The organism is Streptomyces sp. NPDC005551 (genome assembly GCF_042871785.1).
Lineage (GTDB): Bacteria > Actinomycetota > Actinomycetes > Streptomycetales > Streptomycetaceae > Streptomyces.
The window spans coordinates 705324-720186 of sequence record NZ_JBIAJE010000002.1 but is presented as its reverse complement, the minus strand read 5'-3'; the positions used below and the strand labels follow the sequence as shown (position 1 = coordinate 720186).

Here is a 14863-nt window from a genome sequence, read left to right as displayed (position 1 = left end):
CGGTCCGCCGGACCGCCCGTGCGCCCCGGCGGCCGGGGTGGCCGTGTGCCGGGTGGGAGCCCGAGGGCCCCCACCCGTGCGGTGCTACGGCGCGCTGCGCTGTCCCGGCAGGCTCGGGCGGCCCGCCGCGTAGAAGTCCTGGCCGTGCCTGGCCGGCTCCGTGGACAGCGAGGTGGACGGGCCGACCGAGCTCGCGGCCGCCGTACGCCGGGTCTGCAGCGGGACCGGGCTCTCCTGGTGCGGTGCGGGCGCCGGTCCCGGGGATCCCGCGGAACCGTCCAGGTCCGAGGGCCTGTCACCCTGCGGACGGCGCGCCCGGTAGGCGGCGCGGTACGCGGCGGGGGACGAGCCGAGCTGCCGGCGGAAGTGCCCGCGCAGCGCCACCGGCGAGCGGAAGCCGCAGCGGCCCGCGACCTCGTCCACCGAGTAGTCCGACGTCTCCAGCAGCCGCTGCGCCTGGAGCACCCGCTGAGTGATCAGCCACTGCAGGGGGGCACTGCCGGTGAGCGAGCGGAAGCGGCGGTCGAAGGTCCGCCGGCTCATGTAGGCGCGCGCGGCGAGGGTCTCCACGTCGAACTGCTCGTGAAGGTGCTCCAGCGCCCAGGCGACGACCTCCGCGAGGGGGTCGGCGCCGATCTCCTCCGGTAAAGACCGGTCGAGGTAGCGCTCCTGGCCGCCGCTCCGGCGCGGTGGGACCACCAGCCGGCGGGCGAGCGCGCCGGCCGCCTCGTTGCCGTGGTCCGTCCGCACGATGTGAAGACAGAGATCGATTCCGGCCGCGGTGCCCGCCGAGGTCAGGACGTCCCCGTCGTCCACGAACAGCTCGCGTGGGTCGACGTGCACCGACGGGTAGCGCTTGGCCAGCGTCGGCGCGTACATCCAGTGGGTGGTGGCCGGCCGGCCGTCCAGCAGTCCGGCCGCGGCCAGCACGAAGGCGCCGGTGCACAGCCCGACTATGCGGGCGCCCTCCTCGTGCGCCCGGCGGAGTGCGTCGAGCGCCTCCTCCGGTGGCGGTGAGGTGATCGACCGCCAGGCGGGCACGACGACGGTGCCTGCCCGTGAGATCGCCTCCAGCCCGTGTGGCGCGGTGAGTTCGAGGCCCCCTGTGGTCCGCAGTGGGCCTTCCTCACCCGCGCTCACCAGGAGTCGGTAGCGCGGAACTCCCGCGTCCTGGCGGTCGATGCCGAACACCGACAGCGGTATGGAACTCTCGAAGATGGGGCCGCCGCTGAACAGCAGCACCGCGACGATCTCCTTGCGGCGTCGCCCGGAAAGCTTCCGGGCCGCAGCTTCCGGCGCGGCAGTGGAGTCGTGGCTCATACTGCTAAGCCCCCCTCGGTGGTCGCGGCTCCTCGGTTGTGTCGCTCCTGCACGTTTCCCCTTGGTCCTGCACGAGTCCCCCGCCGTAAGACAGTCATGATCGAATCTACTGCGTCCCGTGGTGCCGGCGTGACCAGTTCACCATCCGGCACATTGTCGACATGGCAACTTGGCGTGAAGCATTCGATCACGAAGCGTTGCACTCGTGAGCCGCGCAGGGAAGTGCGCCTTGTGCCGGTGGCCGGTCCCCATAGGGTGCGCGTGTCCCCGGTAAGCCCTTCCGTGCAGGTGGAACGGGGGTTGAGGGGTCGTTCGACCACGCCATGCGCGGGTAAGTGAAGTTGGCTGAAAACAGGCGGGGGCGTGCGCACAAACCGGTCAGTCGACCGGCGTATTTCCCCCCGCGCGACGGGCGCCCCGGTGCGCTCCCGAACCGTTCTTCCCGTGTGCCCCGCCCGTGCCGGGGAAACCTGGGAAACCGCCCGGCGCGATGTGGCCGCCCGCCATCGCGTGCGAGCCGCCGCGGCCCCGGCCGGACCTCGCGGGGCCGACACCCGGCGCGGCCTCCCCGCCGTGCCGCCCCCGGTGCGGGAACCGTTCCGCGGAGCGGGGCCGGGCGGCGCCCCGCTCGGACTCCCGCAGCAGCATCCGGCAGACGGCGGTCACCGCCCCGAGCCCCAGTGCCGTGCCGGCCGCCCCGGCGAGCGAGGTGCCGTACAGGACGAGCACCACGGGGACCAGGACGCAGCTGAAGGCCGCCCAGCGCACCACGTCGCCCGCCGTGTCCTGCGGGGGAGGCGCGGGCGGGCGCGGCCCGGCGGACTGGGACGCGGTCTCTGGTCCGGGCACGCTGTGCTCCCTTGCGTTCCAGTGCTTCCCGTGGTCGTGGCTCACCCTGTTCAACGCCCGGCCGACCGGCCGGACACTGCCGTGGGGGCGGAGACCGCCCGGGCCGCACCACCGTACGCGCGAGCGGTCCCGGAGGACACGCGGTGAACCCTGTGCAAACCGCCTGTACCGGGCAGCAACCATTGCGTTACGGGCGCCCCCTCGTGCATGCTCCCTGGAACCCCGCGCGGCAGGCGCGGAACATGGGCAGAGGAGGCGTGCCGCCGTACCCTTGGGGGTATGAGGTCGGGAAGGTGATTCCCGGACACGGCTCCGCCGCTCTCTGTCGTCCCACCCACGAGGATCCACACGCCGAGACACTTATGGCCGGTCACGACGAATTCTTCGATCCCGCGGACCGCAAGCGCTCCGTCGCCGATCCCACGGCGGCCGAGCCCCTGGCGGCGCAAGAGCCACGCCATTCCTGCGATCCCGCGTTCAAGCACGGCGTCGTCGTCGGATTCGACGGCTCCACGTCCAGCGAGCGGGCGCTGGCCTACGCGATCGGCATGGCGCACCGCTCCGGCTCGGGGCTGATCATCGTGCACGTCGCCAACAGGCTGCCGACCACCGTGTGGGCGGGCTGCGAGCCCCCGGTCTTCGTCGACGTGCCGGATCACCGCACGGAGGTGCTGGGGCTGGAGCTGGCCTGCGCCGAGTACCTGGCGGAGGTCCCCTGGATCCTCGTCGAGCGCGGGGGCGACATCTGCCACGAGCTGGAGGAGGTCGGGCAGGAGTACGAGGCGGACGCGATCGTCGTCGGCTCCACGCACGGCATCGTCGGACGGATCTTCGGCTCGGTGGCCGGCCGGCTCGCGAAGCGCGCCAAGCGGCCCGTCATCGTCATTCCCTAGCGCGCGCGGCCCGTCGTCGCCATTCTCCGGCGCACGGCCCGTTCCGCGCGCCTGGACGCGCAACTCGCCCCCGTTGTCGGGCCGATGCCACCCGGAACACTCAACTCCCCTGCCCAACAGGTGAATCCGCCCCCGCGCAGAGGTGTTTGTGCCCTTGTGAAGGGCATATACCGGTCGCCGGACCTTGGGACGCGCCGCCGGCCGGGGGGTGACGGCCACCGGCCGGAGCGGGCGCGGGCCGGGGCGTTGGGCGGCCCCGGCCCTGACAGAGCGACCCCCTGCGCGAACGTGGCATACGCAGGGGGTCGTTCATGCTCCGGGGGTGCAAGTCCCTTCGGCGGCAGGCGGGTTACTCCACCGTGACGGACTTGGCCAGGTTGCGCGGCTTGTCGATGTCCCGGCCCAGGGCCAGTGCCGTGTGGTAGGCGAGGAGCTGGAGCGGGATGCCCATCAGGATCGGGTCGAGCTCGTCCTCGTTCTTCGGGACGACGATCGTCTGGTCGGCCTTCTCCTGCTCCTGGTGGGCCACCGCGAGGATCTTGCCGCTGCGGGCCTTGATCTCCTCGAGCGCGGCGCGGTTCTTCTCCAGCAGGTCGTCGTCCGGGACGATCGCGACGGTCGGCAGGGCGGGCTCGATCAGCGCCAGCGGGCCGTGCTTCAGCTCGGAGGCGGGGTAGGCCTCGGCGTGGATGTACGAGACCTCCTTCAGCTTCAGCGAGGCCTCGCGGGCCACCGGGTAGCCGCGCACCCGGCCGATGAAGAGCATCGAGCGGGCCTCGGCGTACGTCTCGGCCAGCTTCTTGATCTCGTCCTCCTGCGCGAGGATCTCGGAGATCTGGCCGGGCAGCCTGCGCAGGCCCTCGATGATCCGCTTGCCGTCGCGCACCGACAGGTCGCGGGTACGGCCCAGGTGCAGTGCGAGCAGCGCGAACGCGACCGTGGTGTTGGTGAAGCACTTGGTGGACACCACGCAGACCTCGGGTCCCGCGTGCACGTACATGCCGCCGTCGGCCTCGCGGGCGATGGCCGAGCCGACCACGTTGACCACGCCGAGCACCCGGGCGCCCTTGCGCTTCAGTTCCTGGACCGCCGCCAGCACGTCGTACGTCTCACCCGACTGCGATACCGCGACGTACAGCGTGTCGGGGTCGACGACCGCGTTGCGGTAGCGGAACTCGGAGGCGGGCTCGGCGTCCGCGGGGATGCGGGCCAGCTCCTCGATCATCTGGGCGCCGATCATGCCCGCGTGGTACGAGGTGCCGCAGCCGAGGATCTTCACGCGGCGCACGGCGCGCGCCTCGCGGGCGTCCAGGTTCAGGCCGCCGAGGTGCACGGTGGAGAAGCGGTCGTCGATGCGGCCGCGCAGCACGCGGTCCACGGCGTCGGCCTGCTCGTGGATCTCCTTGTGCATGTACGTGTCGTGGCCGCCCATGTCGTACGACTCGGCCTCCCACTCCACGGTGGTCGGCTCGGCGGTCGTGCGGGTGCCCTCGGTGGTGTAGGTGCGGAAGTCGTCGGCCTTGAGGGTGGCCATCTCGCCGTCGTCGAGGGTGACGATCTGGCGGGTGTGGGTGACGAGCGCGGCGACGTCCGAGGCGACGAACATCTCCTTCTCGCCGATGCCGAGGACGACGGGGGAGCCGTTGCGGGCCACCACGATGCGCTCGGGGAAGTCGGCGTGCAGGACCGCGATGCCGTAGGTGCCCTCGATCACGCGGAGCGCGTCGCGGACCTTGTCCTCGAGCTTCTCGGCCCGGGAGCGGGCGATGAGGTGGGTGAGGACCTCGGTGTCGGTCTCGGAGAGGAACTCGACGCCGTCGGCCTCCAGCTTCTTCCGCAGGTCCCCGGCGTTGTCGATGATGCCGTTGTGGACGACGGCGACCTTGCCGTCGTGGGACAGGTGCGGGTGGGCGTTCACGTCCGAGGGGGCGCCGTGGGTGGCCCAGCGGGTGTGGGCGATGCCGGTGGTGCCCTTGAAGCGCGCCGGGACCTTGGCCTCCAGGTCGCGGACCCGGCCCTTGGCCTTGACCATCTTCAGGCCGGCCGCCTTGGGGGTCGTGACGACGATGCCCGCCGAGTCGTAGCCCCGGTACTCCAGGCGCTGCAGGCCCTCCAGGAGCAGTGGTGCCACATCACGCCTGCCGATGTACCCGACGATTCCGCACATGCGTCTCTCGGTTCCCCTCTGTCGTTCTGCTCTGTCGTTCGTGGTGTCCGCCGGGCCGTCCGGCCGCGCCGTCCCCGCGGTCAGCCGTAGACGATGCGGCGCAGCTGCCTGAGCGTGAGGCCGGGCGGCGCGACCGCGCGGTACTTCAGGTCCGCCTCGATCCGTTCGAAGATCGCCGCGTTGACCAGGCCCTGGGCCTGGAGCTCGCGGTGGCGGCGCCGGACGTACTCCTCGGCCGTCTCGTCGAAGTAGGCGAGCACGTCCTGGACCACCCGGAGTGCTTCGCCCCGGTTGAGGGGCGTCGAGCGCGTCAGGTGATCAACAAGTTCGTCGTGCACCCGTTGATCCTGGAGTAAGCGCAGATGATTCGCAAGAATCCTGCCCGATATCGGGCAGGCCCCTGTTGAAACACTCATGGGCCGCTGTCCGCGAGCTGTCCAGCTGTCCACGAGGGACGATCTCCGCCGTGACGGGGACTGTTCCACCGGTCGTGCGGGAGAGTGGTCTATACCCATCGGGGTCCGCATCGGGGAACCCCGTCGAGGCTCGTGGAGCCTCATGGAAGGGAGCGCGTGTGAGACAGCACCTCAGAACGCCCCGCCTGCTCGGTACGCTGCTGCTCGTGGCGGCCGCCGGAATCTCCGTCGCCGGCGCGGCTCCTGCCGCGACCGGCACCCCCCTCACTCCGCTCGGCCGGGTGGTCCCGGCTCCCGCCTCGGTCGAGGCGAAGGGATCGCCGTACCGCGTCACCGGCGACACCCGTATCCGGGTCGACGACTCGCGCGAGGCCCGCCGGATCGGCGAGTACCTCGCGGACGTGCTGCGGCCCTCCACCGGCTACCGGCTGCCGGTCACCTCGCGCGGCGGGGACGGCATCCGGCTCAGGCTCGGCTCCGGCCGGACACTGGGGGACGAGGGCTACCGCCTCGACAGCGGCAGGTCCGGCGTCACGATCACCGCCCGCAGGGCCGCCGGCCTCTTCCACGGCGTGCAGACCCTGCGCCAGCTCCTGCCGGCCGCGGTCGAGAAGAGGTCCGTGCAGCCCGGACCCTGGCTCGTCGCGGGCGGCACCATCAAGGACACCCCGCGCTACGGCTACCGCGGGGCGATGCTCGACGTCTCCCGGCACTTCTTCACCGTCGGCCAGGTCAAGCGCTACGTCGACGAGCTGGCGCTCTACAAGATCAACAAACTGCATCTGCACCTCTCCGACGACCAGGGCTGGCGCATCGCCGTCGACTCCTGGCCGCGGCTGGCCGCGCACGGCGGCTCGACCCAGGTGGGCGGCGGACCGGGCGGGTACTACACGAAGGCCCAGTACCGGGAGATCGTCCGGTACGCGGCCTCGCGCCACCTCGAAGTCGTCCCGGAGATCGACCTGCCGGGTCACACCAACGCGGCGCTCGCCTCGTACGCCGAGCTGAACTGCGACGGCGTGGCGCCACCGCTGTACACCGGCACCGAGGTCGGCTTCAGCTCGCTGTGCGTCGACAAGGCGGTGACGTACGACTTCGTGGACGACGTGATCCGTGAGCTGGCCGCGATCACCCCGGGCCGCTACCTCCACATCGGCGGCGACGAGGCGCACTCCACCAGCCACGCCGACTACGTGGCCTTCATGGACCGGGTCCAGCCGGTCGTCGCCGCGTACGGCAAGACGGTGATCGGCTGGCACCAGCTGACCGGCGCCACCCCGGCGAAGGGCGCGCTGGCCCAGTACTGGGGGCTGGACGGTACGAGCGCCGCCGAGAAGGCGCGGGTCGCGCAGGCCGCGCGGAACGGGACGGGGCTGATCCTGTCCCCGGCGGACCGGATCTACCTCGACATGAAGTACACCGCGGACACGCCGCTCGGCCTGGACTGGGCGGGACTCGTCGAAGTGCGGCGGGCCTACGACTGGGATCCGGGCAGCTACCTGCCCGGCGTGCCGGCGTCGGCCGTCCGGGGTGTCGAGGCGCCGCTGTGGACCGAGACGATCCTGAACTCCGACCACATCGAGTACATGGCGTTCCCGCGCCTGCCGGGTGTCGCCGAGCTCGGCTGGTCGCCCGCCTCGGCGCACGACTGGGACACCTACCGGGTGCGGCTCGCCGCGCAGGGACCGCGCTGGGACGCGCTGGGGATCGACTACCACCGATCACCCCAGGTGCCCTGGCCCGCCCCGTAACTCCGCCGGACGGGGGGCGGGGCCCGAGAGGACCGTCTCCCGGGCCCCGCCCGGCTTTCACCGCCCCGCGATCGGGTTCCTCAGGGTGCCGACGAGCTGGAGCGCGCCCGACGGGTCGGCGAGGTCCACCATCTGCTTGTTGTCGCGCAGCTGGAGGCGGTTGAGGCAGGACAGCGCGAACTCAGGTGCGAACATGTCGTACTGCCGGAACCTGTCGGCGAGTTCGGGCGTCGCCTCCTGGTACTCCCGGACGCACTCGGCGACCGTCCCCCAGAAGGCGTCCTCGTCGAGAACGCCCTCGGCGGCGAGGTTCGCCGCGAGAAAGCGGAAGAAGCAGTCGAAGACGTCCGTGAAGATCGACAGCAGCTTCTTGTCCTCGGGGACCTCCACCCGGATCCGCTCCACCGCCGGCGGCAGTACGGCGTCCGGGTCCATGACCACGATCTCCTCGGCGATGTCCTTGTAGATCGCACGCCGTACGGCGCCGTCGGCGAGGACCAGGATGACGTTCTCGCCGTGCGGCATGTAGACGAGGTCGTACGCGTAGAAGCTGTGCAGCAGCGGCGTGAGGTAGGCCCGCAGATAGCCGCGCAGCCACTCCACGGGCGTGAGCCCGGACCGTTCGATCAGCGCGGCGGCGAAGGACGCGCCCTCGTGGTCGACATGGAGGAGCGAGGCCATCGTCGCCAGTGACTCGCCCTCCCTGAGCGAGGTCACCGGGCTCTCGCGCCACAGCGCGGCGAGCATCTTGCGGTACGGGGAGTAGCGGTCGGTGGCGGCCTCGTACTCCAGGTGCCGGTAGCCGACCGCGGCCCGCTCCCGGATGATCGACAGGCCCGTGGACTTCAGCACCGGGTCGTTCTCCACGAGCTGGGCCAGCCAGTCGTTGATGGCCGGGGTCGCCTCCATGTAGGCCGCGGAGAGCCCGCGCATGAAGCCCATGTTGAGGACCGACAGCGCGGTCTTCACGTAGTGCTTCTCCGGGGCGCTCCGGTTGAAGAACGTCCGGATCGACTGCTGGGCCAGGTACTCGTCGTCGCCCTCGCCGAGGCAGACGAGGTGGCGCCGGGCGATTTCGGCCGCGAAGGTCACGGACAGTTTGTTCCACCACTGCCAGGGGTGGACGGGGATGAAGAGGTAGTCGGCCGGGTCGAGGCCCTCGGCGGTGAGTACCTCGTGGAAGCGCCCGACCGTCGCCTCGCCCAGCTCGGCCCGCACGAAGGACTCGTACTCGATGCCGGCGCCCGCGGTGAAGGCGGCCCGCGAGCGGTGCGCGGCCAGCCACACCAGCCGCACGGGGTTCGCGGTCTCCGGCGCGTACGAGAGGTACTCGTGCACCCCGAAGCCGAGGCGCCCGTTGTTGGCGACGAAGCAGGGGTGGCCCTCGGTCATCCCGGTCTCGATGGCCTGGAAGCCGCTTCGCGCCAGTTCGGCGGAGCGCAGCTGCGGCTTGGTGAGCTTGAAGCAGGTGCCGGAGAGGGTGGAGGAGATCTCCTCCAGGTAGACCGGCAGGACCTCGTCGCTCAGACCCAGCGACGACTTCAGCTCGATGAAGAAGTCGAGCGCGGCGAGCGGGAGTTCGGTGCTGTCGCGGTGGCGGGTGAGGGAGGCGGCGTCCACCTCCCAGTGGTCGAGCGAGCGGCGCTTGGCGGTGAACTCGTAGCGGGTGAGGCCGTCGTCGCTGTGGACGGTGTAGCGGTCCCCGCCCGCCGGTTCCGGCGTGATCAGCCGCTCGTGGGCGAACTCGGCGAGCGCCTTGCGGACCAGCAGGCGGTTGGCCTCGGCCCAGCGCTCGGGCGAGAGGTGGGCCACGGCGTCGGACAGGGTCATGTCGTCTCTCCTCGGACGGCGGCGAGGGCCGCCGCCTCACGGGCCGTCAGGTACTGCTCGCGGGTGCAGAAGCTCAGCAGGGCCCTCTTCTCCGGCTTGTCGATCTCACGCTCGGGGACGAAGCCGACGGCCGCGTTCAGCGCGTGCACGGCCGTGTTGGACACGTCCGGCTCGACCACGACCCGCCGGGTGCGCGGGTCGGCGAACAGCTCGTCCATCACCGCGGTGATCACCGAGCGCGTGAACCCGTGCACGGGCGTGTCCGTCGGCGGCACCAGGAAGTGCATGCCGACGTCACCCGGCTCCGGTTCGTACAGGCCGACGAGCTCCACGTACCGCGGGTCGTAGCGCTCCATCAGGAACGCCGGCTCGCCGTCACGCAGTCCGAGGAACGCGTCGTGGTGCTCGTGCGCGGCGATCGCCATGTACTCGCGCTCCACGTCCTGGAGTGCGGCGTCCTGCATCATCCAAAAGGCCGCCTTGGGATGCGTGACCCAGCGGTGCAGCAGTTCCGCGTCCTTCAGGGGGTCGAGCGGACGGAAGGTGAAGGGGGTGCTCATACGGCGAACTCCTGGAACGCGATGGTCTTCTCGACCGGGTAGTACTCGGTGCCGAGCAGCTCCCTGATGATGTACGCGTTGCGGTACGCGCCCATGCCGAGGTCGGGGCTCGTGATGCTGTGGGTGTGCACACCGGCGTTCTGCAGGAAGACCCCGCCGCCGGTGACGTCGATGGCGTAGTTGCGGGCCACGTCGAAGTTGTTCCGGGAGTCGTAGCGCAGCCGGTCGCGGACCGGCTTGAGGAACTCCGGCTCGGCGTACTTGTAGCCGGTGGCCAGGATCAGGCCCTCGCTGGTCAGCTCGTAGTCCTTCTGCTGCTCCTCCTGGCGCAGCCCCAGGGTGTACGTGCCGTTCTCGAAACTCGCCTTCTGCAAGAAGGAGTTGGTGAGCAGCCGGGTGGGGACCGGGCCGCCGACCCGCTTCTGGTAGAGCAGGTCGAATATCGCGTCGATCAGCTCGCCGTCGATGCCCTTGAACAGGCCCTTCTGCTCCGACTGGAGGCGGTAGCGGGTCGGCTCGGGCAGCGCGTGGAAGTAGTCGATGTACTCCGGGGAGGTCATCTCCAGGGTCAGCTTGGTGTATTCGAGCGGGAAGAAGCGCGGTGAGCGCGTCACCCAGTTCAGCCGGTAGCCGTGGACGTCGATCTCGCTCAGCAGGTCGTAGTAGATCTCGGCGGCGGACTGCCCGCTGCCGACCAGGGTGATCGACTCCTTCCGCTGCAGCTCCTGCTTGTGCCGCACGTAGCGGGAGTTGTGGATGAAGTCGCCGCCGAGGCCGGCGCAGGCCTCGGGGATGTACGGGGGAGTCCCGGTGCCGAGGACCAGGCGGCGGGCGCGGAACGTCTCGTCGCCCTCCGTGCGGACGGCGTACACCTCGGCGTCCTCGTCCCAGGTGACCTCCGCGACCGTGGTGTTGAAGCGGATGCTGCTCAGCTTCGAGGCGGCCCAGCGGCAGTAGTCGTCGTACTCGACCCGCAGCGGGTAGAAGTTCTCGCGGATGTAGAACGAGTACAGCCGTCCCGCTTCCTTCAAGTAGTTGAGGAAGGAGTACGGGGACGTCGGGTCGGCGAGGGTGACCAGGTCCGACATGAACGGGGTCTGGAGGTGCGCGCCCTCCAGGAACATCCCGGAGTGCCACTCGAAGTCCGGCTTGGACTCCAGGAACACCCCGTCCAGTTCGGTGATCGGTTCGGTGAGGCAGGCGAGGCCGAGATTGAAGGGGCCGAGGCCGATCCCCACGAAGTCGTGCACACGGGCGGATTCAGCAAGCGCGGTCAAGGGACTCTCCCAGGTACTGCTCGGCGTGGCCGGCGATCAGACCGAGCACGGCGGCGATGTCGTCGGCCGTGGTCTCGGGGTTGAGCAACGTGAACTTCAGGTAGTGGCGGCCGCCGACCTTGGTGCCCGCGACCACGGCGTCGCCGGAGGCGAACAGCGCCTTGCGGGCGTACAGGTTGGCGCGGTCGATCTCGGCCGGGTCGGTGACGGCCGCCGGGATGTAGCGGAAGACGAGGGTGGAGAGGGAGGGCCGCACGACCACGTCGAAGCGCGGGTCGGCGGCGAGGAGTTCCCAGCCTTCGGCGGCCAGGTCGCAGACCTCGTCGAAGAGCTGCCCGATCCCGTCGGCGCCCATCACGCGCAGCGTCATCCACAGCTTGAGGGCGTCGAAGCGGCGGGTGGTCTGCAGGGACTTGTCGACCTGGTTGGGGATGCGCTCCAGCACCATGCGGCGGGGGTTGAGGTACTCCGCGTGGTAGGTGGCGTGCCGCAGCGTGGTCGCGTCGCGGACCAGCACCGCGGACGAACTCACCGGCTGGAAGAAGGACTTGTGGTAGTCGACGGTGACGGAGTCGGCGCGCTCGATGCCGGCGAGCCGGTCCCGGTTCTTCAGGGAGGTGAGCAGCCCGCAGCCGTAGGCCGCGTCCACGTGCATCCAGGCGCCGGACTGGGCGCACAGCTCGGCGATCTCGGGCAGCGGGTCGATGGAGCCGAAGTCGGTGCTGCCCGCGGTGGCGACGACGGCCATGGGAACGAGGCCCTCGCGCTTGCAGCGGTCCAGCTCGTGGGCGAGGGCGACGGTCTGCATCCGCTTGTCGTGGTCGACCGGGACGGACACGACGCTGTCGGCGCCGAGGCCCAGGAGTTTCGCCGACTTCCGGACGCTGAAGTGGCTGACCTCGGAGGCGAAGATGCGCAGGGAGCCGAGGTCGTCGGCCTTGGCCTCCTCGCGGGCCAGCAGCAGCGCCTGGAGGTTGGACTGCGTGCCGCCGCTGGTGAATACGCCGTCCGCGGTCGGTCCGAGGCCGATGCGCTCGGCGGTCCAGTCGACTAGCCTGCGTTCTATCAGGGTGCCGCCGGCCGACTGGTCCCAGGTGTCCAGCGAGGAGTTGACGGCGGACAGGACTGCCTCGCCGAGCAACGCGGGTATGACGACCGGGCAGTTGAGGTGCGCGAGGTAGCGGGGGTGGTGGAAGTAGACGGCGTCCCGGAGGTAGACCTCCTCCAGCTCGTCGAGCACCGCGGTGGTGTCGTGCAGCGGGCGGTCCAGGTCGATCTTCTCGATCCGGGGAGCGAGGGCGTCGACCGTGGTGCCGGTGAACGGACGGTCGGTGGTGGCGAGTTTGGCAGCCACCCGCTCGACTCCTTCAATCACGGAGCGGCGATACCGGTCCGCGGTCGTGTCATTGAGCAGGTGCGAGCGCATGTGGGGGTCCTCCGTGCGGGAGAGTCCGAGCGGGACGGGAGCGGAGCGGACAAGAAGAGGGGCGTGACCGCGCGTTCAACTTAGGTTAGCCTAACCTAAGTCGATCGTGCGACCCCGCCCCACCTGCACTTTCAGTGACGCAGGCCTCGCTCCGCCCCCGATGTCACTCCTGCTCGCGCAGCTGTTCCTCGGTCAGTCCGCGCCGCCAGTAGCCCACGAAGGTGACCCGCCTGCGATCGATCCCGCGCTCGTGCACCAGATGGCGGCGCAGCTCGCGCACACGGCCGGACTCGCCCGCGATCCACGCGTACGGAGCCCGCGCGGCGGGGAGTTCGGCGTTCCGGATCGCGTCGAGGGCGGCGGGGGACCTCTCGTGGCGCACCAGCCAGGTGATCTCGGCGTCCGCCGCGGTCGCCACGTCCTGGATGTCCCCGGCGTGGGGGACGTCCAGCCAGACCCGGGCGCGCATGCCCGCGGGCAGCGTTTCCAGGATGGCCGAGACGGCGGGTACGGCCGTCTCGTCGCCCCACATGACCACCAGGTCCGTGTCCTCCGGCGGCCGGAAGCGGATCGCCCGGTTGTCCTCGGTCGCCGGGCCGAGCAGCAGGACGCGGTCACCGGCCGCGGCGCCCGCCGCCCACCGCGAGGCGGGACCCGCGGGAGTGGCGGCCCCCGGTGCCACGCCGTGCAGCGCGAAGTCGATGTCGATCTCGGTGGTACGGCCCAGGGCGTCGCGGCGCAGCCCCCGCAGCGTGTACGACCGCATCACCGCCCGCACGTCGTCCGGGAGTTCGCGCCAGCCCTGCCACCAGTTGTCGCCGAGCTCGACCGGGACGGCGGGCTCGGACTGGCCCGGATGCGGCAGGAAGAGCGACAGGCTCTGGTCGCGGCCGTCGGAGAGGAAGGCGTGCAGGTCGGGGCCCGTGAAGGTGACCCGGAGCAGGGACGGGCCGAGCCGCCTCGTCCGTGCGACCTGGAGGGAGAAGAAGCGGAACGGGGCGGCCACGGCCGTTGTCATGGGTGCTCCTGAGTCGTCGTCAGGGGGCGGTCGCCGTCCGGGAGGCCGGACGGTGTCCGGCCTCCCGGTGGGGATCAGCTGACCTTCTTGGCCTTCTCGATGGCCGCCGCGAGGTCTTCGAGGATCGGGGCGCACTTGTCGTACGAGAAGATCGGCTCGGTGACGCGGGGGATGACCTGGCCCGCCTTGACGGCCGGGAGCTTCTTCCAGGTCGCCTCGGTGATGTCGGCCGGCTGGATGGTCGCGGAGCGGTTGTCCATCATGATGATGTCCGCGTCGTACTTGTCGACGTTCTCCCAGCTCAGGTTCTCGAACCAGCCGCCGCTGGCCTTCAGCGTCCTGGCCGGGGGCTCGACGAGGTTCACGCCGAGCGCCTTGAAGTACTCCAGGTCCACGGAGAGGTTGGAGCCGGAGACGTAGAAGATGTCCTGGCTCGCGGAGCCGATCAGGACCTTGATGTCCGGGTTGGCCTTGGCGGCCGAGCGCAGCTTGGCGGCCGCGTCCTCGAAGCGCTTCTTCGCCTTGGTGACCTTGGCGGACTTCACGTCGGCGCCGAGCGATTCGGCGAGCTCCAGCATCCGCTCCAGGGGCCCGGTCAGCTGGCGGTCGTAGACGGAGATGCCGACGCTCGGGGCGCCGACCTTGAGGATCGTGGCCTTGGACTCCGCGGGGACGTACCAGAGGGTGCCCGCGTCGTCGAACATCGTGGAGATGAGGACGTCGGGCGCGAGGGCCGCGTACTTCTCGATGTTGAACTGGCCGTACTCGTTGCCGAGGATCGTCAGCTTGCTGATGTCCATGTCGCCTGCCTGGACATCCTTGCCCTGCTTGGTCTTCGTCGGGCCGAAGACGCCCTTGACCTCGACGCCGTAGTCGTACAGCGCGGCGGCGACGCCGGTGAACGCGACGATGTTCGCCGGGGTCTTGTCGGCCTTGGCGGTCTGGCCGCGGTCGTCCTTGAAGGACCAGGGGCCGGACTTCGGCGCCGTCGACGAGCTGCCCGAACCACCGCTTTTCGCGTCGTCGTCGCCGCACGCGGCGAGCGCGGCGCCCAGGCCGAGGGCGCCGCCCGCGGCCAGGATGCCGCGGCGGGAGAGGAGGTTGGCACGGGGCTTGGACATGAGTGTGGCTGCTTTCGGCACGGGGCGGAGCGCCCGCCGGACAAGTTCGAAGGTAGGTTAGCCTAACCTCACAACTTGTCCAGGGTCGGGGCGTTCCGCGACCGCGAGCACCGGCGAACGAGAACGGCGGACCGCCCACGCGGGGTGCGATCCGCCGTCCTCGGCCCGCCCGCGCGGGGTGCTCCGCCGTCCTCGGCCCGCCCGCGCGGGGTGCTCCGCCGTCCTCGGCCCGTCG

12 protein-coding genes are annotated in these 14863 nt (G+C 70.7%); 2 read left to right on the top strand and 10 right to left on the bottom strand.

The features are described 5' to 3' along the window. Nucleotides 1–84 precede the first annotated feature (84 nt). Together ACFYP4_RS07300 and ACFYP4_RS07295 are read right to left on the bottom strand one after the other, a co-directional pair. Nucleotides 85–1320, bottom strand: coding sequence for a helix-turn-helix domain-containing protein (locus tag ACFYP4_RS07300; RefSeq protein ID WP_358849786.1), 1236 nt, complete (start codon nt 1318–1320; stop codon nt 85–87). 378 nt (nt 1321–1698) lie between these two features. Further along, nucleotides 1699–2169: a hypothetical protein gene (locus tag ACFYP4_RS07295; RefSeq protein ID WP_388783549.1), complete on the bottom strand. Its 471-nt coding sequence runs from the start codon at nt 2167–2169 to the stop codon at nt 1699–1701. A gap of 362 nt (nt 2170–2531) precedes the next feature. Between ACFYP4_RS07295 and ACFYP4_RS07290 the strand changes: the two genes are divergently transcribed. After that, complete coding sequence (locus ACFYP4_RS07290) at nt 2532–3062, top strand: universal stress protein (protein ID WP_358849788.1); 531 nt, start codon at nt 2532–2534, stop codon at nt 3060–3062. Between the two features lie 349 nt (nt 3063–3411). On the opposite strand, the gene glmS is transcribed toward ACFYP4_RS07290, so the two are convergent. Then, nucleotides 3412–5229: a glutamine--fructose-6-phosphate transaminase (isomerizing) gene (gene glmS, locus ACFYP4_RS07285; RefSeq protein ID WP_358849789.1), complete on the bottom strand. Its 1818-nt coding sequence runs from the start codon at nt 5227–5229 to the stop codon at nt 3412–3414. 80 nt (nt 5230–5309) lie between these two features. Next, entirely contained in the window at nt 5310–5567 is a 258-nt protein-coding gene (locus ACFYP4_RS07280; RefSeq protein ID WP_358849790.1) for a hypothetical protein, read from the bottom strand. A 236-nt stretch (nt 5568–5803) separates the two neighbouring features. Between ACFYP4_RS07280 and ACFYP4_RS07275 the strand changes: the two genes are divergently transcribed. Beyond that, nucleotides 5804–7396: a beta-N-acetylhexosaminidase gene (locus tag ACFYP4_RS07275; protein WP_358849791.1), complete on the top strand. Its 1593-nt coding sequence runs from the start codon at nt 5804–5806 to the stop codon at nt 7394–7396. Nucleotides 7397–7453: 57 nt separating this feature from the next. Here ACFYP4_RS07275 and ACFYP4_RS07270 read toward each other — a convergent pair whose 3' ends face one another. From ACFYP4_RS07270 to ACFYP4_RS07245, 6 genes are all read right to left on the bottom strand, one after another. After that, complete coding sequence (locus ACFYP4_RS07270) at nt 7454–9226, bottom strand: IucA/IucC family siderophore biosynthesis protein (protein ID WP_358849792.1); 1773 nt, start codon at nt 9224–9226, stop codon at nt 7454–7456. Continuing rightward, nucleotides 9223–9786 (bottom strand): GNAT family N-acetyltransferase, encoded by a 564-nt coding sequence (locus ACFYP4_RS07265; protein ID WP_358849793.1) that lies wholly within the window; start codon nt 9784–9786, stop codon nt 9223–9225. Before ACFYP4_RS07265 ends, ACFYP4_RS07270 begins: the two co-directional genes overlap by 4 nt. After that, a complete protein-coding gene (locus ACFYP4_RS07260; protein WP_388783543.1) occupies nt 9783–11063 on the bottom strand; it encodes a lysine N(6)-hydroxylase/L-ornithine N(5)-oxygenase family protein in 1281 nt (426 codons plus the stop codon). Before ACFYP4_RS07260 ends, ACFYP4_RS07265 begins: the two co-directional genes overlap by 4 nt. Then, complete coding sequence (gene desA / locus ACFYP4_RS07255; RefSeq protein ID WP_358849795.1) at nt 11047–12489, bottom strand: lysine decarboxylase DesA; 1443 nt, start codon at nt 12487–12489, stop codon at nt 11047–11049. Before desA ends, ACFYP4_RS07260 begins: the two co-directional genes overlap by 17 nt. 163 nt (nt 12490–12652) lie before the next feature. Continuing rightward, nucleotides 12653–13507 (bottom strand): siderophore-interacting protein, encoded by an 855-nt coding sequence (locus tag ACFYP4_RS07250; RefSeq protein WP_388783540.1) that lies wholly within the window; start codon nt 13505–13507, stop codon nt 12653–12655. A 74-nt stretch (nt 13508–13581) separates the two neighbouring features. Further along, complete coding sequence (locus tag ACFYP4_RS07245) at nt 13582–14628, bottom strand: ABC transporter substrate-binding protein (protein WP_358849797.1); 1047 nt, start codon at nt 14626–14628, stop codon at nt 13582–13584. Between the last annotated feature and the right edge of the window lie 235 nt (nt 14629–14863).